This is a genomic window from Alkalicoccobacillus plakortidis (assembly GCF_023703085.1).
GTDB classification, from domain to species: domain Bacteria; phylum Bacillota; class Bacilli; order Bacillales; family Bacillaceae_D; genus Alkalicoccobacillus; species Alkalicoccobacillus plakortidis.
The window spans coordinates 2,354,818-2,376,613 of record NZ_JAMQJY010000001.1 but is presented as its reverse complement, the minus strand read 5'-3'; the positions used below and the strand labels follow the sequence as shown (position 1 = coordinate 2,376,613).

The following is a 21,796-nucleotide window of genomic DNA, read 5'->3' as shown; positions in this document are numbered from 1 at the left end:
TTGGGGGCTGCAGAGCAGTAGCCTCCAAAGAATATAGAAAGAGAAAGGGACGTGGAGAAGATGACTAAAGCAATCAAAGGATTCAAACCAGATTTTCTATGGGGAGGCGCAACAGCGGCCAACCAAGTAGAAGGGGCGTTTGACCAAGATGGGAAGGGTCTGTCAACTGCAGATATGGTCCCATTTATTCCAAAAGAGAAGCGCGGTTTAAACTTTGCAATTGATGTGAATTCTGAATATATTCAAGATGTATTAGATGGGAAAATCAATGATGTGTATCCAAAGCGATTTGGGATTGATTTCTATCATACCTATAAAGAAGATATTGCGCTGTTTGCAGAGCTAGGCTTTAAAGTGTTCCGTGTATCCATTAACTGGTCCCGTATTTTTCCAAATGGTGATGATGCACAGCCGAACGAAGCTTGGACTTCAGTTCTACGAAAATGTCTTTAATGAATTAAAAAAATATAACATTGAGCCACTTGTTACGTTGTCTCATTACGAGACCCCACTTGGACTTACTCTTAAGTATAATGGGTGGTACAGCCGTAAAGTCATCGAGTTCTATACACGATATGCTGAAACAGTATTTACTCGTTATAAGGATCTAGTGAAATATTGGTTGACGTTTAATGAAATTAACGTAATCACTCATAGCCCATACACGGGTGGTGGCGTGCTTATTGATAAAATTCCAGGAAAAACAAGCGACCAAATTGCGTATCAAGCTGTTCATCATCAGTTTATAGCAAGTGCATTAGCTACAAAGCTTGCTCATGAAATCATCCCGGGTTCACAGGTAGGTTGTATGCTGGCTCGTATGCAAACATATCCTGTAACGAACCACCCTGACGATATCCTAAAAGCTCAGCATGATAATGATTTAAACCTGTTCTTTACAGATGTACATGCAAAAGGGGAATACCCAGCTTATATGGATCGTCACTTTGCAGATAATGATATCGTTGTGAACAAAGAAGAAGGCGACGATGAAATTCTTAAAAATAATCCAGTTGATTTCATCTCGTTTAGCTACTATATGTCTATTTCAGTTACAACACAGGGTGAGCAAGAAGAGACTGCTGTAATTTGGTTAAAGGTGCAGTTAAAAACCAATACCTTGAATCATCAGACTGGGGCTGGCAGATCGATCCAAAAGGCTTACGTGTAACATTGCGTGATTTCCATAATCGCTATGGCAAGCCACTCTTTATCGTTGAAAATGGCTTAGGAGCATATGATAAAGTGGAAGAAGATGGTTCTATCCATGACCAGTATCGTATTGATTACCTAAGCAAGCACGTTGAACAAATGAAGGAAGCAGTAAAAGATGGCGTGGACTTAATGGGTTATACTGCATGGGGTCCAATCGACCTTGTCAGCTTCTCGACTTCAGAAATGTCTAAGCGCTATGGCTTCATTTATGTAGACCAAGACGATGAAGGAAATGGAACACTTAAACGTTCTAAGAAGGATTCCTTCGCATGGTACCAAAATGTAATAAAAACAAATGGTGAAGAACTATAAACAATCCAAAAGTCTGTATGACGAATATCTGTCATACAGGCTTTTTGTTATATAATGGGTATATATGACATTAAGGAGTGCTACCATATGAAAAAGGTTCAGATGTATCAAACCTATCAGCGTAAATATCCTCCCTGGTCCATCAAAGACGTAGATCATTTTTTCCAAGAGAAATTGTTAGCAGTACGAATTCCTTTTGATCACCCAGAGCTCTATCATGATGTCTTTATGCCTTCAAAAGAGAATACCGCAGGAGTATATGGAATTTATGATCAAGCGATTCTCTATCTTCTACAAGGTAGAGTGGAGAGTATTCATGATATGGAGTTTTCGTTACTGACAAAAAAGAGCACTCGCTATAATTTAGATGATATTGACACAATCCTGACGATTGGAGCACTCGTTGTCCTTGAAACGGAAGATCACCAAACAATCAAAGGTTGTTTCATTGGCGGCGAAATGAACCTTGAACGACTGTATCATGTAGTCACCTATATTGCGGGAGTGCCAGAGCTATCCAATGAAAAATTAAGAGATGAATGGATAACTGATTATTTGAAGTCAGTACAAGAAGTGAAAAGGATGGGGTTTGTTGGCGGGGAAGAGGTATAGATATGACGGAGAGAGTGGAACCAAGAAAGATTGATGATGGAGCAGGAGGAAGCGGATGATAGCAAGAAAGATCGGAGCTGTAACAAGAGGAAGAGGACGAAACCAAGAAAGATCGGAGCTATAGCAAGAAGGAGAGGATGAAACCAAGAAAGATCGGAGCTGTAACAAGAGGAAGAGGGCAATAGTAAGAAAGATCGGAGCTGGACCAAGAGCATAAGACAAGACCAAGAAAGATCAGTTCTTTAGCAAGAGCAAGGTGACGAAACCAAGAAATTTGCTGTGAAATCAAGGCGAAATAAGTTCTGTTCAGAGGTGAAAAATGACTATCGTAAACAAAAAGGCGACTTGAACATGTTAAACATGTCTAGGTCGCCTTTGTTTTATATAAGAAATCGCCTCAAAATTTACTTGCGAATGGTTTTTAGCGCTGTGCTCCACTCATTAACTTCATCAAGCATCCCTGTGATGTTGGCGTGATGAAGATCTTGTGGCTTAAAGTCCTGCCCATTCTCAAAATCCAAGAATAGTGAAAGTGTAGGATGAGTGCGTACATCAGCAACTTTTAGCTCTCCTAGAATTCCGCGAAGATGCTCTGCTGCACGTGCTCCGCCTGTTGAACCGTAGCTGACGATACCAGCTGCTTTGTTATACCATGCATCACGAGCAAAGTCCAATGCGTTTTTTAATGAACCTGAGATGCTGTGGTTGTATTCTTGAGCGATGAAAACAAATCCATCAAGGCTAGCTAGCTTTTCATTCCATGCTGCGATTCCTGGCTCTGTTCCATCCGTTGTACCAAGGAACGGAAGCTCATAATCCGCTATATCTACAATTTCATACGTCGCATCTCCACGTTCGTCAGCGAGCTTTTTCACCCATTCTCCTACTTGAGGGCTTACGCGTCCTTGTCTTGTACTTCCTAAGATAATTCCAATCTTCAATGATTCTTGTGCCATGTTTACTTCCTCCTTTTGGTCATTGCCAAATAACTTTTTTAAGAAACTCATGTGTGATGCACCGCCTGCGATATATATTCTAAAGTTGTAAAACGTATGTCTAGTTACTCAAATAAAATCTTGTAAGTAACTTACTTTATGTAAGTAATTATATTTTTAATACTTAGTGGTGTCAAGTAACTTTTTTATAAAAAGTAATTTATTTTTTGCTGAGCGGGTATATAATAGAGGTGAGGAGTGATTGAAATGGATACGACAATTTGTCCAAGATTTGAAAAAGCAATGGGAATCCTAAGTCAGAGGTGGACTGGCTTAATCATTTATCAGCTCTTACCTGGACCTCAGCGCTTTTGTAATATTGAATCCTCCATGGCTGTCAGCGGCAGAGTTCTTTCAGAGCGACTTAAAGATTTAGAAGCTGAAGGAATCGTCAAACGGAATGTTATTCCAGAAACTCCTGTTAGGATTGAATATTCATTAACAGAAAAGGGCCTTGCGCTTGAACCTATAATGAAAGAAATGGAAAAGTATGCCGAGACGTGGATGGAGATAGAAAACAAATCAGAGCATATCTGAGAAAAGACGTCATAGAAGGCGTTACTATATAAGTTAACTCCTTCTCTGTAGAGAGCTTAACTCTTGCTCATATATTAATTCTTTACAGGCTACGATGTCAGTTTTTTTGTAGGGATTTTTAATTGTTCATGCAAAAACAAATTGTATTCAAATCGTGAGTATGTAGGAAGGAGGCTAACAAATGAATATGAATATCTTTATTATTGAGGATGACTCTCTTCTCTTAGATGCCCTTAGGGAAGGATTAAGTCAGTGGTCATATGAGGTAAGTAACCCAAGTGATTTCTCTCAAGTAATGGAGGACTTTGTAGAGCAGCAACCTCACCTAGTCATGATTGATATACAGCTTCCTAAGTTTGACGGCTTTCATTGGTGTAGAGAAATACGTGCAGTGTCCAAAGTGCCCATAATCTTTCTTTCATCAAGAGATCATCCAATGGATATGGTGATGGCCATGAATTTGGGGGCAGACGATTATGTTCAGAAACCTTTTCATATGGATGTCCTTCTTGCAAAAATTCAGGCTACCCTTCGTCGAACCTATACGTATGAAGAAGCATCCTCCGATGTCATTGAATGGAATCAAGCCATTATTGACTTAAAAAAGGGTGGAATCTATAAGGATGGGAAAACGATTGACCTCACCAAAAATGAATTCTTTATTCTTTCCGTATTGATTAAATCAAATAATGAGATTATCTCGCGTCATGAATTGATGAGAATGCTTTGGGATGATGATCAATTTATTAATGACAATACGCTTACAGCAAACATTACAAGGTTACGCCAAAAGCTCCTCTCTTTAAATTTAGCCGATGGAATTGTGACGAAAAAAGGCCTTGGGTATATGGCCGTCACACTTTAGGAGGGTCAGATTTGTTTATCGCTTATCTTGTTTATAAAAAGAGTTGGATTGGTTTAATGGGGTTAGTCCTTCTACTGACAAACGCTTTACTGCTATTTGATGCGGGTATTCAGGTTGAACCTTACTCAATCGTTTATTTGAATGTGTTGTTTCTAACTACCTGTGTTGTTTTTTTTATTTGGAGATATAAAAAGGAAACCTCCTATTATAAATCCTTGCTTGCGCTTTCCGATGACCTGGGAGATGACTGGTTTGAGCGTATGCCTGCTCCTCGTTATCAGTTTCCTGACCGTATTGTGTATAACCTTTTAGAAAACATTTATGAGCAAGATCAAATAAAACGACGTGAGGATCAATCAACGCAACAAATGGACCATAATGATCTTGTATCTTGGGTCCATGAAATGAAAACACCCCTTACAGCGATGAAGATAACGATAGATGCTCATCGTTCAAATGAGTTAGCTCAAAGGCTCCATACAACTTGGCTTAAGATACACTTATTACTTGACCGCCAACTTTATATTTCACGATTAGCCAACTCAGACTCAGACTTACTGCCAGAAGAGCTGAAAGTGAACGATTTGCTAAGAGAAGAGATACGGGAGCTTTCAACTTGGTGTATGGAAAAAAATATAGCCATTGATATAACGGGAAACACCACATCTACCGCTTTCACGGATAAAAAGTGGGGTGGATTTGTCATGCGACAGGTTCTAACAAATGCCATTAAATACAGTCCTACGAATGGGACAATCGTCATTAACGTGGAAACAGATGCAAATCAATCCACCGTCATAACCATTAAAGATGATGGACCGGGCATTCAAGCACATGATTTACCTCGTATATTTGATCGTGGCTTTACGGGGGAAAACGGTCGAGTACAGCATACAGCTACCGGAATGGGACTTTATCTTGCAAAAGAAATAAGCAAGAAGTTACATATACAAATTGATGTTACATCAACCGTTGGCGAAGGCACATCCATTTCATTACTATTTACACGCAAAAATTCATTTGAACAGATTAGGCAATCAGTATTATAAAGTGAACCATAACGAAGTAGTCAGGAGATAGTTATTACCTGACTACTTTTTATTTGTCTAGGTGACAAAAATATCACATTCAAAGCTGTTTTATCATCTAAAGCTTACGACCTAGAGTTTGAAAAGAACTATACTGTGTCTATACCAACTTGATTGGAGTGTAAGAAATGACGATAGATAAGACACCTAAAACTATTTTAATGGCTGAAGGGGTACGTAAATCCTTTGGTTCAAAGGGAAGTGCCCAAGCAAGTTTTAAAAGGAATTGATCTTCGTGTGACAGAAGGTGAGTTTGTTGGCATCATGGGACCTTCGGGTTCAGGTAAGACAACGCTTCTGAACACGTTAGCCACAATTGATCGCTCTACGGATGGACGTATTTTCATAAACGAGCATGAGATATCAAAAATGAAGGATAGCCAACTTTCAAGTATTCGCCGCCAGCATTTAGGCTTTATTTTTCAGGATTACAATTTACTTGATACATTAACGGTAAAAGAAAATATATTACTACCTGTTTCGTTAACAAAAATTAGCAAAGATGAGGCTGAGTCAGAGTTTAACTCCATTGCAGAGATCTTGGATATCCAAGAATTAGCAAATAAGTATCCCTCTGAAATTTCAGGTGGCCAAAAGCAACGAACCTCTGCAGCACGGGCATTAATTCATTCGCCCTCCATTGTGTTTGCTGATGAGCCTACTGGTGCGCTTGATTCAAAAGCAGCCTCCAATTTATTAGAGAACATGCACGAGATTAACCAAGCACGACAAGTGACAATTGTTATGGTCACTCATGATCCGTTAGCATCGAGCTATTGTAACCGTGTTGTATTTTTAAAGGATGGTCGCATTTTCTCTGAGTTACATCGAGGAGATAAAACAAGAGAAGCTTTTTTTAAGGACATTCTAGACATGCAAGCCGTTCTTGGAGGAGGCGATCAGAGATGACCATACGGAAATTAGTGATCCGTAGCATGCGAAAAAACATCAAAATGTATTACCTCTATTTTTTCGCGATGATTTTCAGCATAAGCTTGTATTTTATCTTTTCTACCCTACAAAATGACCAAACCGTTGTTACTATGGTTGAAGCTAGCGTGAACTTTTCAACAGCCTTTCAAGTCGCTGGAATATTACTCATTCTCATTACCATTGTGTTTACGATGTACGCTACGAATATTTTTATTAGGAGGCGTAGTCAAGAAATTGGATTGTATCAGTTAATTGGCTTATCTAAGGCTTGGGTCGCTCGGGTACTGATCATGGAACACACGATTCTTGGTCTAGGAGCTTTAATCATTGGATTGCTAGTTGGAGCTTTGCTCTCACGACTCTTTCTTTTACTGTTTATGAACTTAATAGGTTTCGAAGCTGTCATTGGCTTATCCTTCTCCGGTCAAGCAGTCATCCAAACACTGGTCGTTTTTACGTGCCTAATTGCTGTCACATCCGTACAAATTACATGGACGGTTTATCGTAGTACACTACTGCAATTGTTTCAGGCAAATAATAAAAATGATTACTTTGTCAAACGTCCAAGCATCGTTTCAGGTATTTTAGGATTAACAGGATTAGTTCTAATAGGGGTTGGTTATTATGTGTCTACCTTAATCGTAGACAATGCAGATATGCTGTTGTTTCTTATGTTAGTCGTTCTCGCTAGTACCATACTCGGAACTTATTTAATCTTCCATACGACAATAAGCTGGATATTATATGTGTTTCGAAAAAAGAAAAATGGAAATCTAGGCTTGTATAATAGCTTGTCGGTAGCGCCATTAATGCACAGAATGAAAGGTCACGCCAATTCGTTAACCTTAATCACTGTATTATCTGCTATGACGATTACAATGATTTCACTTTCCTACTCCTTATATTATTCAACCGAAAAAGATGTGAGATTGGCGATGCCTTTTGATTTTGCAGTAGAAAATATGCAGGAGGAAGCCGTTATCATTTCAAGCGGGTTGGAAGAGGAGCAAATTGAATTTGATCAAAATCAACTAGATGCCATACGATTTGATGGCACATGGATGGAGCAGGATTCTAATGTAGAACATCGTCTAGGAACGTTTATGTTTTTCTCGGCAGAGCAGATGGCGCAGGCAGGATTAGATGTTGAGATTCCTCCAGACGGTGAAGCCATCTATTATAATACGCGGGCTATTATAGAAGGAATAGATATTTCATTTCCGAAAGACGTGCAGTACGCATCAAACGATGAAGCAAATCGACTAACAGTCTCTGAGTTTATGCTTGAAAACGTGATGAATTACAGATTTTATGGCGAACAGTTACTTGTTTCTGAAGCAACCTTTGAGAGATTGAGTGACACGATACAGGAGGAAGAGTACACAGAATTTTTGACCTTTGATGTGTTTCAATTATTGGATACGGAGAAATCAGATACGGCCTCTGACATTTTTCTAGCGAATGTGGATAGTGATCAGTATATCACTGACTTTTATTCCGCATACGAGGGATCTATTCAAACCTTTGGGCTCCTCATTTTCATCGTTGGCTTATTAGGCTTTGTGTTTATCCTTTCAACGGGAAGTATTTTGTACTTTAAACAAATGACAGAGGCTGAACAAGAAAAAGCCCATTATCGAACACTACGACAACTTGGATTTCAAGTGAACGACATGATGAAAGGGATCATCCGTAAGCAACTCTTTGTTTATTTGATTCCTCTGGTCATTGGGTTAGTACACGCTGCTTTTGCTCTTAACGTAGGTTCTGTTCTCATGGCTTCAAGTATGCTCACACCAATCATCATTAGTATGGTAGCGTATATTCTCATCTACTTACTATTTGCTGTGTTCACCGTTCAATACTACAAAAGCATTGTTAAAAGTGCTTTATAGAAAGGAAATGTGTATATGAAAAAGATCCTTATCTCATGTCTAGTTTTAGTCGTTGTCATTACGAGCCTATACTTTTTCTTTCGAGAAACCATCGACCGTTTTAATCCAATGATTGCGGAGGAATATGTCTATGTTGAGGTGCAAGATGACCCTTCAGATGATGACGGAAGATATAAGTATAACTTGAAAGGTATAAATGAAAGCAATGAAACAAAACGAGTGGTATTTAGTACCAAGCACAAGACTCGATCAAGGCACATTCGTGAGAGTGCTCGCCAAAGGGACCCATACAATAGAATATACATTAATAAATGAGAGTGAAATGCCATCGAATTAAAATAGCACAAAAAGCTCCTAACTGTCTGAAGACGGTTGGAGCCTTTTTGTTATATAATCCAATTACTTTTTCTTGCGAACGTTAGTTAACCATGCGTGGTCCTGATCCATCATTTTTTTAGCAGCATACACCGTTAAAATTTGAATGATAATGATCGGAATACCCATTAGTCCTGAAAGAACCTCTAATGGTGCCAGACCTCCAACACTCAATAAGGTTAGTGCTAAAGCAGTAATGATAAGAGAGACAAAGATTCGTAAATGTCTTGATGGCGTATTTTTACTCATATCTCTTTCAGACATATACGTTGCAATTGTATAAGTGGTCGAATCCAGTGTCGTTACCATGAATATTGCCGCGATGACGATGAAAACGACTATTATAACTTGTGACATTGGAAGAGTAGCTAAAATAGCGGGTACAGCAGCTACAGGTTCCTGGCCCTGAATTAAATCTAGAACTGCCAAGTCGCCTTTTATAAATCGTTGAACTCCAACACCGCCTAACAAACCAGTGGCTGCCCAAGAAAGTAAAGTGGGTGCGAATAAATAAGTAAGTATCATTTCCTTGATGGTTCGTCCTTTAGAAATCATGGCTGCAAAGACACCATGTAACATTGCCCATGTGGCGTTATAGGCAAACCAGAAAACAGTATGACTTTCAATGTGAGTGGTGTTGTTAGTAGTTAATGAGTTAGTGTAAAAGGAAAAATCGATATAATGTGAAAACAAATATCGAATGGAATCAGTAAAATAATTTAAAATGAACATGCCAGGACCAATAATAATAATAAAAATCGCGAAAGAACAAGCTAGGTACATATTCAGTGTACTTAGACGTTTTATACCTTTATCAATGCCAACGTATGCACTGATTGTAAATCCAGTTACCCAAATGAGAGTAATAACTACTGTTAACAAAAAAGACACTTCAATTTGAAATAATTCAGCTAAATTATATGTAATGATTGGTGTTCCTAATCCTAATGTCACAGCAGCTCCTGAAAGAATACTCACTAAGAAAAGTGAATCTAGAACCTTTCCCCCTAGACCATCAGTAAATGAGTCACCGAATATACACCGGCACGCCTCTGAAATTCGCATCTTAGGTTTCTTTCGAACGTGAAGAATATATCCCATGGCCGGAGCGGCCATCACAAAGATTGCAAATGTTTGAAAGCTCCACAAGAACATACTATATGAATTACCAGCAAGAACAGCATCTGCTGAACCTGGTTCTAAACCAAATGGAGGATCAGATGCGACCTCACTCCATTGAATCATACCTGTTCTCATAATAGTTGCTCCAAGCCCCATAGCGACTAGGATTGAAGAGTATTCAAACAATGTAAAGCGTGGTTTTTCATTTGGATCACCCAAGACAACTTGTCCATATTTTGAAAATGAAAAATATATTGCAGCGATGGTTATGAGAGCACCGTACCAGATGTAGCCCCATCGAAATTGCTCGACAATATAATCGAAAATTGCATTAAGCTTGTTTGTTGATTCATCTGTGTAGAGTGCAAATATAAGGCTAACAGCTCCAACTATAAGAAAAGAAGGAATTGTTATCTTCAAATCCATACTATTTTTCATGCTTTTATTTCCCATATTATTCACCGCCGATAATTTTTAAACTTACTAAATAATAGAAAATTACCCGGTGGAAAATAGGATTAAACATTTAAAAGTCCATGGATAGTGTATTGATTTCAAGAAAATTTGAAGTACTTAAGAACCGGCTTTGAAAGAGATTTTCTTTAAACTTACCTGCATTACAACGTTTTACAGGCTGATCCAGAGAAAGTAAAAGAGCACTTGAATAACTATTTAGAAAGTCGTTAATTAAAGGAAGTAGGGAGCAAATCCATTGATTTGCTCCCTACTTTTTTATCTTTGATAATACGAGAAGAGGTATGTGAGAATGTGACTTTTACTTGCGTTTCATCCTTATTCTATTACTTAAGAATTTTGTGAGCAGTGAGGAAAACAAAAATGTAGCAATAAATAAAACGGCACTTAGGAATAGAGTAAACCCTCTATTAGAGAAAAACACATCTAAAATTTGTGATGATATACCAAACAGTAAAACAAAGAAGAATGTAAAACAAATGATTTGAAAGGCTAATAGCTTACCTTTACTTTTCAATTTGACAACCCCTTTATAAACGTGTGAATAGTCATACTCGTGTTAAACAATCGTAGCGCACATCCTTGAGTAAATGCAAAAACGATCTCGGAACAGGGCCGAGGTCGTTCATTTATTTTTTGATAGCTCTTAATACAAGACTTACAATTAGTATTAAGATTATCGCACCAACTAAAGCAGGTAAAATCGCAAAACCACCTAAAGAAGGTCCCCAGCTTCCTAAAAGGGCTGTTCCTAAGTTCGCTCCAATAAAACCGGCAATAATATTACCAATAATACCAAATGGAACGCCTTTACCAGTTATTTCTCCTGCTTCCATCCGATTAATCCACTAATAATAATACTCCAAATAAAACTTAATATGAAAATCTCTTCTTTTTGTACAAGACCTCCATTCCCTTTGTAGACATGAGTAAATTGAATAGTCTTGTCGTTCCAAGCCAAACTAAGATAAATCATATTTAGATACAAAAGGAGTATGAAATGAACAAGAATATAAGTAATGAACCTCAACCAACCCTACCGCTAACCTCGGCACATGACGGTTTTTTTCAAGCGATTACTGACGATATATTTTGTTTTACTGATAAGATAGTAAATGTTTATTTTATAGGAGATCCAAAAAAATCAAGTGAATGGTTTTTAGTTGATTGTGGGATTAGTCGTTCAAGTGATCATATTTTATCCATTTTAACTGAGAAGTTTGGGGATGCCTATCCTCCTAAAATGATCGTTTTAACACATGGACATTTCGATCATGTAGGGGCGGCATATGAACTGGCTAAGCACTGGAGTGTTAATCTATTCTGCCATGAGCTTGAGTTACCCTATTTAAGTGGGGAGAAGGACTATGCAAAACCAGATCCGTCAGTTGAGGGGGGAATGATCGCAAAATTATCAGGTGCTTTTCCATATAAATCCATTGATTTAACCCCTTTTGTAAAGGTACTTCCGAGTGACGGGACAATAGATGGCTTCACTGAATGGCAGTGGGTTCATACACCTGGTCATTCTCCAGGACAAATTGCCTTATATCGTGAGAGTGATCGGGCGTTATTATCAGCGGATGCGATTATAACCGTTAAACAAGATTCCTTATATGATGTTTTGACGCAATCTGAGCATCTGCAAGGCCCACCTCGTTATTTTACAACCGACTGGGAAGAAGCTAAGCAGTCGGCTGAAAGACTTAAACATCTAAACCCAAATTTTATTGCACCAGGGCATGGTCTGCCAATGTTTGGTACAGAATTTAAGGATAGTTTGGAAGTCCTTATTAAGGATTTTGATCGTGTTTCTATACCAGATTACGGAAAATATACAAATGATAAGAAGTTGTTAAAATGAATCAAGCTGTGTTTTTAGACCGAGATGGGGTAGTGAATGAAGTTCTAACTAGTAGAGTGAAATTTGTTAATAAACCTCGTGATTTCTACTTACTAAAGGGTGTAGGTGAATCAATAAAATGCTTAAACGAGTCGGGGTTTCTCGTATTTATCGTGACAAATCAAGGAGGAATAGGTCTAGGGTATATGACTGAGAGTATCTTAGAAACGATCCATATTGCTATGAGAGAAAAACTCGCTAAACAAGGCGCAATGATAGATGATATTGCCTATTGCTCTCACAAACCGAATTCAGACTGCCCTTGTCGTAAGCCAAAAGCACACATGCTCCATACATTAGCGGATAAATACAGTGTCGATCTCCATCAAAGTATTATGGTGGGCGATCGAGAGCCAGACATTCTTGCGGGTAAAGAGGCTGGATGTAGAACGGTTCTTGTTCATTCGAGATCAAAACAAACCTACGGTGCAGATGTTATTTTTGATGATCTCAAGCGCGCCTTGCCCTGGATATTACAGCATAAGAGTTGATAAAAAACCATTTACTCTTTATGTCACAGAAAGGTTGACAGCCACTTAACCGAGATGATAAAGTTCGATTTAGTGATTTATCGAACTAAAGCAAATGTTAGGGTGTTTATAATGAATGCTGTTGTTATAGCTGTTTTATTGATGATTATACTTAGCTTACTACGTGTACACGTAGTGATTGCATTGATCATAGGGGCTCTCACTGGTGGGATTTTAGGTGGACTAGGTTTTAATGGGACGATTGATGTCTTTACAGAAGGACTGGGTCATAGTGCAAATATCGCCTTAAGTTATGCGGTTTTAGGTGCTTTTGCGGTAGCCCTTTCCAAGACTGGACTCCCTCAGTTATTGGTAGATTTCTCAATAAAGATTGTTGGTAAAAAAGAGGAAATTCGTTCTAAGACATTACCTAAGGTATTGATTTTTCTGATTATCTTTTTCATTTCAGGTATGTCACAAAATTTGGTGCCGATTCATATTGCATTTATCCCGATTTTGATTCCGCCGATTTTACAGGTCTTAAATGAGATGGCAGTGGATCGTCGTGCTGTTGCAAGTATTATGACGTTTGGTCTGCAGGCGCCATATATGCTCCTGCCATTCGGATTCGGAGCTATTTTTCATGGCATCGTTGTTGATAATATGGAGGCGAATGGAATGACTGCGTCTCTTAGCGATATGCCATATGCGATGCTTCTTCCTACTATAGGTATGTTTTTGGGCCTTATTGTAGCTGTGTTCATCACGTATAGAAAACCACGTTTATATAAGCAGAAACCATTAGAAGCAAAGATTAACGACGAGGCTGAGACAATTACCTATTCTGTGTATTCATTGATTAGTGCTGCAACGGCAATCCTTGCAACTGTCATTGTTCAGATTAGTTCGGATTCAATGGTTATAGCAGGTGTTGCAGGATTAATTGTCCTTGTGTTTAGCGGTTCCGTTCGATTTAAGGAATCGGATGCTCTTTTAACAGAAGGTATGAAAATGATGGCGTTTATTGGCTTTGTCATGATCGCTGCATCTGGGTTCGCGGAAGTCATGAGAGCTACCGGAGATGTAGAACAGCTGGTGCAGTCATCTGCTGCCTGGATGGGTGATAGTAAAAGCCTGGCTGCGATCATGATGATTCTGATCGGCCTTTTAATTACGATGGGAATTGGGTCATCCTTTGCGACTGTTCCTATTATTGCAGCGCTTTTTGTACCAATGTGTGCGGCAATGGGTTTTAGTCCGCTGGCTACACTTTCCTTAATCGGTACAGCCGGTGCGATAGGAGATGCAGGGGCACCGGCGTCTGACAGTACCCTTGGACCAACAGCTGGGCTAAATGCGGATGGGCAGCACAACCACATTTGGGATACCTGTGTGCCAACCTTTATCCACTTTAATATTCCACTCATCATTTTTGGATGGATTGCAGCCGTTACATTGTAATCTGATTAAGAGTTTCCTATTAACCATAAAATTGGCTGATAGGAAGCTCTTTTTTGTTTGTTCGTGGGAGAGTAGTGGCGGGTCGGAATCGAGACGCAAGAACGTAAAACTGACATGCGAGAGGGAAAACGGACACGCGGCGGAGCGGAACCGACATGCAAGAAAGCCAAACCTACATGCGAGAGGGAAAACGGACACGGGACGAAGCGAAACCGACATGCAAGAAAGCCAAACTTACATGCGAGAGGGAAAACGGACACGGGACGAAGCGAAACCGACATGCAAGAACGTCAAACTTACATGCGAGAGGGAGATCGGAAATACGGCGGAGCGGAACCGACATGCAAGAAAGCCAAACTTACATGCGAGAGGGAAAACGGACACACGGCGGAGAGGAACTGACATGCAAGAAAGCCAAACCGACATGCGAGAGGGAAAACGGACATGCGGCGGAGCGGAACCGACACGCAAGAACGCCAAACTGACATGCGAGAGGGAAAACGGACACGGGACGAAGAAGAAACGACATGTAAAACCATAAACCCTATATACAAAACCCCTCCCCACCCACGGTCCCGATATTTTCCTTGCCTCTATCTGAGCTGGCTCCTTGTTGTTTGTCTGTATGTAAGGTAAACTAACACAGGTGGATTTTACATCATAGAAGAAGGTGCATCATTTTGAATTTTAAAGTATATGTTCTCGCTGTCTCGGCGTTTGTTGTTGGTATGGTTGAGTTAATTATTGGAGGAATTCTCCCTGTTATATCTAGAGATCTAGGCGTTTCGGTGGGAGCGGCTGGTCAGTTAATTACAATCTTTGCGCTGGTGTTTGCCATTTCTGGGCCGGTGTTGATGTCCCTGACAAGTAAGTATGAGAGGAAGCGTCTCTACTTGATTGCACTTGGGATTTTCTTTTTGGCAAACATCGGGTCGTTTTTAAGTCCTGGTTATGCGGTTCTTATTGTTTTTCGAGTAATTACATCGATGAGCGCTGCGCTTATCATCGTATTGTCCCTAACCATCGCGCCAAAGATTGTGGATCCAGCCTATCGATCTCGTGCGATTGGTATGATTACGATGGGCGTAAGCTCGGCGCTGGTTCTTGGCGTACCGCTTGGTGTGTTAATTGGTGAGGCGTATGGATGGAGAATTTTATTTCTGATCATTGCGGTTCTGACGTTAATTGCTGGGGTTGTGATTATGAAGTACTTGGATCCGATTCCTCCTGAGCAGGTGAGCTCGGTTCGTGATCAGCTTAAATCACTTAAATATGTGAAGCTTTCTAGTGCTCATATCGTGACACTGTTAGTTTTGGCAGGCCATTACACGATGTACGCGTATTTTGCGGAGTATCTAAATGTAACAATGAACGCTGAACCTTATTTGATTAGCATCGCATTTTTTGTTTTTGGTATCTCGGCTGTGAGTGGTGGCGGCATTGGTGGTTGGCTGACAGATCGAATTGGTCCGGAAAGAACGGTTATTTTCTTTACGGTGCTTTTCTTTATTGTATTAGCAACTATGCCGTTAACTAATCAATCGGTTATCCTATTTACCGTTTCCCTCATTATTTGGGGAATGTTGAGCTGGTCGATTGCTCCTGCACAACAGGGTTATCTCATTAAAACGGCTCCAAGCACATCGGATATTCAGCAGAGTATTAATACGTCCGCTCTTCAGTTTGGTATCGCTATTGGATCTGGAGTAGGTGGTTTAGTGGTGAATGGCTTTTCTGTTGAAGCAGCGCCGATTGCTTGGAAGTCTCTTAGTTGTTCTGTCTGTTGGCTTTGCACTCTTTTCATTCCGTCAACCAACGATTGAAAGTGAATCAGCTTCTTGACAATTAACTGATTTCTGTGCAAAGATAATAGCAATTATGTGGAAAGGATGGTACCTCGTACAATGAAGTAGAATCTTATCAAATAAACAGTACATCTTAATGATTTTAAATGAACAGCCAGCGCAATAGGTCTGCATTCATTTAAGTGTAATTAACGAGTATGTTTAGAGATGAGATTCGTCTGTGTTTGTATGGGTACTAATCTATATTCAGCCTAAGTCCGCCTTTAAGGGGACGTATGGCTTTATTTGAGTATAGTTAATTAGCATCGGACGAACTCTCTCTAGCAACTGGAGGGAGTTTTTTTATGTTGTTTTTAAAAGTAGATCATTTAGAAAAAAGCTATGGAGGACGTACGATTTTCTCCATTGAATCATTATATTTGTATGATCAGGACCGAATTGGCCTTGTTGGCCGAAACGGCGAGGGGAAATCAACCCTGTTGTCCATGCTTGCGGGCACAGCTGATCCCGATGCCGGAGTAGTGGAACGATATGGTTCAGTCTCATATGTTCCCAAGCTTGAGGAGTTAGATTCGGAAATAAGTGCGGACTTAAATGGAAAATGGAAGCTTGCGGATCAAGGCCAAGATCAGATTAGCGGTGGTGAGCAAACAAGGCGGAAAATCGCTCAGGCCCTAACGTCTAATGCCAATGTGTTAATAGCGGATGAACCAACCAGTCACTTGGATGTAGCAGGGATTGAGCAACTTGAACATGAACTGCAAGCCTTTAAAGGTGCGATCCTCTTAACCTCTCATGATAAGGATTTTCTGAACAAGCTCTGTACAGCAATCTGGGAAATCGAAGCTGGGCAGGTAACCGTGTATGAAGGCAATTATGATGCATATCTAAAGCAGAAGCAGATAGAAACAGACAAGAGTCAAAGGGAGTATCAAGAGTACACCCGGGAAAAAAATCGGCTCGAACAAGCGGCAAGACAACTTAAGGCAAAGTCGGATGGAATTAAAAAAGCACCTAGTCGTATGGGGAACTCTGAGGCGAGACTTCACAAGAGAAGTGCGGGTGTGCAAAAAGCGAAGTTAAATCGTGCCGCAGAAGCGATGGAAACAAGGTCGCGGAAGCTAGAGAAAAAAGAGAAACCAAAAGAACACGAACCAATCGTTTTTGATCTAGCGGAATTTCCTGCGCTTCATAGTAAGAGGATCATACAATTTAACGGAAGTCCCGTAAAAGTAGGGAGTGTAACATTAAAGCAACATGTAAATGGAGAAGTCTCACTTGGAAGTAGATTAGCTATTATAGGAGGCAATGGTTCAGGGAAATCAACACTTTTAAATCAGATTGTTAATCATGATCCGAGTTTGACGATTGCGCAGCCTGCCAAAATTGGTTTCTTTAATCAGCATCAGGAAAACCTTGAGAACAATAAAACCATTCTTGAAAATACGATGAAAGATAGTCCGTACAATCAAACATTCATCCGCAAGATGCTGGCAAGGCTTGCATTCAAAAGAGATGATGTTCATAAAAAGGCGAATGTATTAAGTGGCGGTGAACGAATGAGAGCTTCACTCGTAAAAGTGTTTCTAGGAAATTATAATGTGCTTGTTCTGGATGAGCCAACAAACTATCTTGATCTAGATACAAAAGAAGCGCTAACTGAGGTTTTGGCAGCCTCCTGGTACGATCATATTTGTGACTCATGATCGATCGTTAGTGACCACATTAGCGACGCATACTCTATCTTTTGAAGAGGCAGAACCTACTATTGTCACTCTAGAACATACGAAGTCAATTGAAGACAGTATCCAAAGTGATTCAAAAGAAACGGAGCTGCTCACAATTGATATGCAGATCACAGAAGTAGTGAGCCGCTTATCGATGGCTGTAAAAGAAGAAGAAAAGAAAGAGCTAGATCAGCAATTTCAAGAGCTTTTGCAGAAGAAGAAGCGTTTAATATAAAGGTATACGTATAATTTTTGGCCGCTACTTTTGAGTAGTGGTCTTTTTATTTTAAAATAAAATTGATAATGATAATCATTATCGATATAATGAGGATGGCTTTAGATAAGAAAGAGGGAGAGAGAAAATGAAATCATATATGTTAGGTTTGGGGATAATCAGTGTCGTACTAGTTTGCGCTGCTTGCGGGGAAGCAGGTTCCAGTGAGGAAAATAATGCTTCAGCTAATGAAGTTGTTGAAGTAGATAGTGAATTCACAAATGAAAAAGTAGAAATACCCGCTAACCCAAAGCGGATAATAGCGGATGAATACCTAGCAAGTGTTATAGCGTTAGGAAGTATGCCTATCGGGGCAAAGGAATTATCATTAAAGAATCCTTACTTAACTGAATATACGGATCAAATTGAGAGTATTGGAATGGATGGTAACGAATCGTATGAGAAGATTTTGTCACTCCAGCCCGACCTTATTATAACGGGTACAAGTGATCAGGCTGTTTATGATGAACTCGCTAAAATTGCACCAACCGTAGCCATTCCTTTTGGTACGTTAAAAAATACAGAAGAAGAAATCACAGGAATTGCACAACTACTAGGAAAAGAAGAGCAAGGAGAAAAATGGTTAGAGAACTATCAGACTCGAATTGAAGCAGCACGTCAAAAAGCACAAGATGCCGTTGGAGAAGATGCATCTTTCTCTATATTGGAGGCTACAGGAAAATCGATCTATGTGTATGGAGATAATTTTGGCCGAGGTGGACAAGCTGTGTATCAAGCACTTGATTTCCAACCTGATGAGGAAGTAGCAGATATTATCATGGAGGAACAATGGAAAGAACTATCATTTGAAGTTCTGGATGAATATGCAGCAGATTATATTGTTCTTACATCAAATGACAAAACCATAGATGACTTAAAAAGCGACCCAATTTGGAGTGGTTTAGATGCGGTCAAAAACGATCGCGTATATGTTTGGCAGGAAGAGAGATCTTGGTATTACGATCCCTTTGCAATAGTAGAGCAAACCGAGGAATTGGCCGATTGGTTAGCTGAAACAAACTAATTAACGATAAGAAGCTTCTGTCCAGGCGGAAGCTTCTTTAGGTTTATTCAGATTCAGTGAAATAGGATCTTTGCTCTACAAAGCGGGGCCAATATGTACAGCTCTTATCCAATCCCTAACACAAATACACTGAATAAAAAATAGATAAAGGTAAGACCTATACATGCGAAAAACCTCCTCCATCTAAACCCACCTGCAGCTATTATCTCTCTTCTGGATCGGTTCTCACCCATCATTTTCTTAACCTTTTTCATAGCGTAGTAATAGTAATTATAGTTTCCGAATAAACCATACACCACAAGTCCTACAGTGGGATAAATCGAATCTTCCCAAACCTCATACCCAGTAAGTAAGAATAAAAGATCTGCAAGAAACATGAACAGAAAGAAAAAAGAAGCATAGAGATACATCGCTCGTCCTGCTGACCACCAGAATGTTCCGAAAAACCCTCCTACATTAAAGCTAACTAATGCAGGTTTTCTGTTTCGACCAATTGACCATTTTTTCTTGTAATAATCATACTTCTCCCCTATATACAGTTGAAGTGCTTCTTCTTCGGTTGAGGGAATTTCATTAAGATTTATTGGTTCCTTTAAAGCAGATTCTCTGGACATGTTTTCCTCCTAGTTAATATAGAATGCGAATAAAATTCACATTAGAAAAGGCTCCAAACTAACTGGAGCCTTTTATCTATTTACATCAACATCGATACCAAAACCCCAGCTAACATATAAGAAAAAATGACAGATAGTAGAATCAATACGATCGCGAATAGTCCAACTAACCCATATAAAGGATCAATGTTCGTGTCGACTCCGGGCTTGCGATAGGATTGATAGGTTAAAACCATCAGTGCGAAAATGGTTAAGAATAGTAAGCCGATAAATAAACTTGTGAGCTCACTAATGCCGATTAATCCACTAATAAAAGCGGCAACGGACAATGCAACAGGAAGAGGTAAAACCCCGCCAAATTTGACGAATAGCGCTTTAAAATCTACTTCAGACTTAAAGACTATTTTGATAGCTAGGAATAAGCCACCTGTAGTAATGCCTATTAAGAGCAGCATAAAGACTAGACCAGGAATAAAGGTCTCTGTAAAGCTTAGACCAAACATACTAGACGTACGTAGACTAAGCTGTGCAAAAAGAGTCAAAGCAAAGAATATGGAAATAAGTGCAGCGTTAATGATGGCAAAACTAGTATTGGAGTGGTTCGAATCCATCCCTTTTTGAGTTGGCGCCTTTAAGTGAGCAAGGAAGTACTGCCAATAGCTTTTACTTACAGCTGTTATTTTTTCAACTGTTTCATTAGGTGTTTTTTCTACTTGCTCAACCGTACTAGCCTCTTCTTGTTGAGGGATCTGTTGTTCAATTGAGGGTTGATCTGTTGCAATGTGCTCCCCGCAATTTTCGCAATATGTACTTTCTGGTGATAGTGTTGTTCCACATTTTGCACAAGTCATAATAATAGCCTCCTAATAAGTGTAATGGTTCGTATAGGGAAAAAGTTCGCTGCCTCTATTTAATGATGAACAATCTAGAAGTATACTTGAGTGTAGATCATTCACCTGAGAGGCTGTTGCTAAGATGATTTTGATTAATGAGGGCATTATGCTCATGTTGACAGTTTTTCTAGGGCTAGGAGCTCTTGATTACTGTTTGGGTAATAAGATGGGACTCGGCAAAGCTTTTCAAGATGGAATAGGAAGTATGGGGTCAGTTGCCTTAGCGATGATTGGCATTATTACGTTAGCGCCAATTGCAGCACAGTTTCTTATACCCGTTGTTTCTCCCTTATACATACTGATTGGTGCGGATCCAGCATCGTTTGCTAATACAATCCTTGCGTTGGATATGGGCGGATATGCTTTGGCGGAAGCGATGGCGATTGATCCTGAAGCAGGCTTATTCTCATGGGTATTTCTTGGTACGATGCTAGGTCCTACCATTGTCTTTACCCTTCCAATTGCTTTATCAATCATAAAAAAAGAAGATTATGCATTTTTTTCAAAAGGAATTTTAATAGGACTTGGCACAATTCCGTTGGGCTGCTTTGTTGGTGCGGTTTTTGCAGGCTTTGAGATAAGTATGATCTTGCTAAATCTACTAATCCCAATCCTTTTTTCCTTGATTATTATGCTTGGTCTTTGGAAAAAGCCAGATGTATGCATTACTCTTTTTATCTACTTCGGAAAAAGTATTCAGTTTGTTGGTGTCATTGGTTTATTCATTGCTGGTTTAGAGCTACTCACTGGCTACAGAGTATTTCAAGAGATGGCGCCATATTCTGAAGGATTGATGATTGTTGGAACAATTGCAGTTGTACTAGCCGGCGCATTCCCTCTAGTAGCCTTTATTTCGACCATATTTCGCAAACCACTTGAAAAAGCTGGTGCTTTAATTGGCTTAGACGGGAATTCGGTTACGGGTCTAGTCGCCTCACTTGCTCATGTCATTCCAGCCTTCACCTTGTTACATAACATGTCTGCTAAAGGCAAAGTGGTAGTTGTTGCTTTTTCCGTTAGCGGTGCATTTGTACTGGGAGGACATCTTGGATTTGTAGCTGGTATTAATCGCGACATGGTGATTTATATGATGATTGGTAAGTTGGTAGGGGGAATAAGTGCTGCTGTTATAGCGTTGTGGTTTGAGAGGGAAGCAGTTTAGATGAGCAAATAGGTAGAAGCTTGGATTTATCAGAAGACCT

Annotated in this window: 18 protein-coding genes and 3 pseudogenes; 16 read left to right on the top strand and 5 right to left on the bottom strand. The window is 39.6% G+C overall.

From position 1 onward, the window contains the following. The first annotated feature begins 60 nt into the window (after nucleotides 1–60). Together NDM98_RS12530 and NDM98_RS12525 are read left to right on the top strand one after the other, a co-directional pair. Nucleotides 61–1,527: pseudogene (locus NDM98_RS12530) on the top strand (glycoside hydrolase family 1 protein). A gap of 87 nt (nucleotides 1,528–1,614) precedes the next feature. Then, nucleotides 1,615–2,139, top strand: a complete 525-nt coding sequence (locus NDM98_RS12525) for a hypothetical protein (protein ID WP_251608086.1) — start codon at nucleotides 1,615–1,617, stop codon at nucleotides 2,137–2,139. 404 nt (nucleotides 2,140–2,543) lie between these two features. Here the strand turns inward: NDM98_RS12525 and NDM98_RS12520 are convergent, their stop codons facing one another. Beyond that, nucleotides 2,544–3,146, bottom strand: a complete 603-nt coding sequence (locus NDM98_RS12520) for an NADPH-dependent FMN reductase (RefSeq protein ID WP_251608084.1) — start codon at nucleotides 3,144–3,146, stop codon at nucleotides 2,544–2,546. 195 nt (nucleotides 3,147–3,341) lie between these two features. Between NDM98_RS12520 and NDM98_RS12515 the strand changes: the two genes are divergently transcribed. From NDM98_RS12515 to NDM98_RS12490, 6 genes and pseudogenes are all read left to right on the top strand, one after another. Then, nucleotides 3,342–3,671 carry a winged helix-turn-helix transcriptional regulator gene (locus NDM98_RS12515; protein WP_251608082.1) on the top strand — a complete coding sequence of 110 codons (330 nt, stop codon included), beginning with the start codon at nucleotides 3,342–3,344 and terminating at the stop codon, nucleotides 3,669–3,671. A gap of 181 nt (nucleotides 3,672–3,852) precedes the next feature. After that, complete coding sequence (locus NDM98_RS12510; RefSeq protein ID WP_285803923.1) at nucleotides 3,853–4,536, top strand: response regulator transcription factor; 684 nt, start codon at nucleotides 3,853–3,855, stop codon at nucleotides 4,534–4,536. Nucleotides 4,537–4,547: 11 nt separating this feature from the next. Then, nucleotides 4,548–5,585, top strand: coding sequence for a sensor histidine kinase (locus tag NDM98_RS12505; RefSeq protein WP_251608080.1), 1,038 nt, complete (start codon nucleotides 4,548–4,550; stop codon nucleotides 5,583–5,585). A 167-nt stretch (nucleotides 5,586–5,752) separates the two neighbouring features. Further along, nucleotides 5,753–6,533: pseudogene (locus NDM98_RS12500) on the top strand (ABC transporter ATP-binding protein). Next, on the top strand, nucleotides 6,530–8,452 hold the full coding sequence (locus tag NDM98_RS12495) for an ABC transporter permease (RefSeq protein WP_251608078.1): 1,923 nt from the start codon (nucleotides 6,530–6,532) through the stop codon (nucleotides 8,450–8,452). Before NDM98_RS12500 ends, NDM98_RS12495 begins: the two are co-directional and overlap by 4 nt. A gap of 15 nt (nucleotides 8,453–8,467) precedes the next feature. Then, a complete protein-coding gene (locus tag NDM98_RS12490) occupies nucleotides 8,468–8,767 on the top strand; it encodes a YxeA family protein (RefSeq protein ID WP_251608076.1) in 300 nt (99 codons plus the stop codon). Between the two features lie 84 nt (nucleotides 8,768–8,851). On the opposite strand, the gene NDM98_RS12485 is transcribed toward NDM98_RS12490, so the two are convergent. After that, nucleotides 8,852–10,387 carry a BCCT family transporter gene (locus NDM98_RS12485; protein WP_251608073.1) on the bottom strand — a complete coding sequence of 512 codons (1,536 nt, stop codon included), beginning with the start codon at nucleotides 10,385–10,387 and terminating at the stop codon, nucleotides 8,852–8,854. A gap of 665 nt (nucleotides 10,388–11,052) precedes the next feature. Further along, nucleotides 11,053–11,303: pseudogene (locus tag NDM98_RS12480) on the bottom strand (GlsB/YeaQ/YmgE family stress response membrane protein). 120 nt (nucleotides 11,304–11,423) lie between these two features. Here NDM98_RS12480 and NDM98_RS12475 point away from each other — a divergent pair. The 7 genes from NDM98_RS12475 to NDM98_RS12445 all read left to right on the top strand — a co-directional run bounded on the left by NDM98_RS12475 (nucleotide 11,424) and on the right by NDM98_RS12445 (nucleotide 19,087). Continuing rightward, nucleotides 11,424–12,287: an MBL fold metallo-hydrolase gene (locus NDM98_RS12475; protein WP_251608071.1), complete on the top strand. Its 864-nt coding sequence runs from the start codon at nucleotides 11,424–11,426 to the stop codon at nucleotides 12,285–12,287. After that, nucleotides 12,284–12,817: a D-glycero-alpha-D-manno-heptose-1,7-bisphosphate 7-phosphatase gene (locus NDM98_RS12470; RefSeq protein WP_251608068.1), complete on the top strand. Its 534-nt coding sequence runs from the start codon at nucleotides 12,284–12,286 to the stop codon at nucleotides 12,815–12,817. The genes NDM98_RS12475 and NDM98_RS12470 overlap by 4 nt, the downstream gene beginning before the upstream one ends. 111 nt (nucleotides 12,818–12,928) lie before the next feature. Continuing rightward, on the top strand, nucleotides 12,929–14,257 hold the full coding sequence (locus NDM98_RS12465) for a Na+/H+ antiporter family protein (RefSeq protein WP_251608065.1): 1,329 nt from the start codon (nucleotides 12,929–12,931) through the stop codon (nucleotides 14,255–14,257). Nucleotides 14,258–14,937: 680 nt separating this feature from the next. Then, on the top strand, nucleotides 14,938–16,080 hold the full coding sequence (locus NDM98_RS12460) for an MFS transporter (protein ID WP_373370379.1): 1,143 nt from the start codon (nucleotides 14,938–14,940) through the stop codon (nucleotides 16,078–16,080). 326 nt (nucleotides 16,081–16,406) lie between these two features. Further along, nucleotides 16,407–17,768 (top strand): ribosomal protection-like ABC-F family protein, encoded by a 1,362-nt coding sequence (gene abc-f, locus NDM98_RS12455; RefSeq protein WP_251608062.1) that lies wholly within the window; start codon nucleotides 16,407–16,409, stop codon nucleotides 17,766–17,768. 10 nt (nucleotides 17,769–17,778) lie between these two features. Beyond that, nucleotides 17,779–18,024 carry a hypothetical protein gene (locus NDM98_RS12450; protein WP_251608059.1) on the top strand — a complete coding sequence of 82 codons (246 nt, stop codon included), beginning with the start codon at nucleotides 17,779–17,781 and terminating at the stop codon, nucleotides 18,022–18,024. A gap of 127 nt (nucleotides 18,025–18,151) precedes the next feature. Further along, nucleotides 18,152–19,087: an ABC transporter substrate-binding protein gene (locus tag NDM98_RS12445; RefSeq protein WP_251608056.1), complete on the top strand. Its 936-nt coding sequence runs from the start codon at nucleotides 18,152–18,154 to the stop codon at nucleotides 19,085–19,087. A gap of 104 nt (nucleotides 19,088–19,191) precedes the next feature. On the opposite strand, the gene NDM98_RS12440 is transcribed toward NDM98_RS12445, so the two are convergent. Beyond that, nucleotides 19,192–19,701, bottom strand: a complete 510-nt coding sequence (locus NDM98_RS12440; protein WP_251608053.1) for a hypothetical protein — start codon at nucleotides 19,699–19,701, stop codon at nucleotides 19,192–19,194. An 80-nt stretch (nucleotides 19,702–19,781) separates the two neighbouring features. Further along, nucleotides 19,782–20,552 (bottom strand): zinc ribbon domain-containing protein, encoded by a 771-nt coding sequence (locus tag NDM98_RS12435; RefSeq protein ID WP_251608051.1) that lies wholly within the window; start codon nucleotides 20,550–20,552, stop codon nucleotides 19,782–19,784. A gap of 127 nt (nucleotides 20,553–20,679) precedes the next feature. Between NDM98_RS12435 and eutH the strand changes: the two genes are divergently transcribed. Continuing rightward, nucleotides 20,680–21,756: an ethanolamine utilization protein EutH gene (eutH, locus tag NDM98_RS12430; protein ID WP_373370410.1), complete on the top strand. Its 1,077-nt coding sequence runs from the start codon at nucleotides 20,680–20,682 to the stop codon at nucleotides 21,754–21,756. Nucleotides 21,757–21,796: the final 40 nt, after the last annotated feature.

What these genes read in the sequence shown, in the direction of transcription:
- NDM98_RS12525 (WP_251608086.1), top strand. Translation starts at nt 1,615, where the DNA reads ATGAAAAAGGTTCAGATGTATCAAACCTATCAGCGTAAATATCCTCCC.
- NDM98_RS12520 (WP_251608084.1), bottom strand. Translation starts at nt 3,146, where the DNA reads ATGAGTTTCTTAAAAAAGTTATTTGGCAATGACCAAAAGGAGGAAGTA.
- NDM98_RS12515 (WP_251608082.1), top strand. Translation starts at nt 3,342, where the DNA reads ATGGATACGACAATTTGTCCAAGATTTGAAAAAGCAATGGGAATCCTA.
- NDM98_RS12510 (WP_285803923.1), top strand. Translation starts at nt 3,853, where the DNA reads ATGAATATGAATATCTTTATTATTGAGGATGACTCTCTTCTCTTAGAT.
- NDM98_RS12495 (WP_251608078.1), top strand. Translation starts at nt 6,530, where the DNA reads ATGACCATACGGAAATTAGTGATCCGTAGCATGCGAAAAAACATCAAA.
- NDM98_RS12490 (WP_251608076.1), top strand. Translation starts at nt 8,468, where the DNA reads ATGAAAAAGATCCTTATCTCATGTCTAGTTTTAGTCGTTGTCATTACG.
- NDM98_RS12485 (WP_251608073.1), bottom strand. Translation starts at nt 10,387, where the DNA reads ATGAAAAATAGTATGGATTTGAAGATAACAATTCCTTCTTTTCTTATA.
- NDM98_RS12475 (WP_251608071.1), top strand. Translation starts at nt 11,424, where the DNA reads ATGAACAAGAATATAAGTAATGAACCTCAACCAACCCTACCGCTAACC.
- NDM98_RS12470 (WP_251608068.1), top strand. Translation starts at nt 12,284, where the DNA reads ATGAATCAAGCTGTGTTTTTAGACCGAGATGGGGTAGTGAATGAAGTT.
- NDM98_RS12465 (WP_251608065.1), top strand. Translation starts at nt 12,929, where the DNA reads ATGAATGCTGTTGTTATAGCTGTTTTATTGATGATTATACTTAGCTTA.
- abc-f (WP_251608062.1), top strand. Translation starts at nt 16,407, where the DNA reads ATGTTGTTTTTAAAAGTAGATCATTTAGAAAAAAGCTATGGAGGACGT.
- NDM98_RS12445 (WP_251608056.1), top strand. Translation starts at nt 18,152, where the DNA reads ATGAAATCATATATGTTAGGTTTGGGGATAATCAGTGTCGTACTAGTT.
- NDM98_RS12440 (WP_251608053.1), bottom strand. Translation starts at nt 19,701, where the DNA reads ATGTCCAGAGAATCTGCTTTAAAGGAACCAATAAATCTTAATGAAATT.
- NDM98_RS12435 (WP_251608051.1), bottom strand. Translation starts at nt 20,552, where the DNA reads ATGACTTGTGCAAAATGTGGAACAACACTATCACCAGAAAGTACATAT.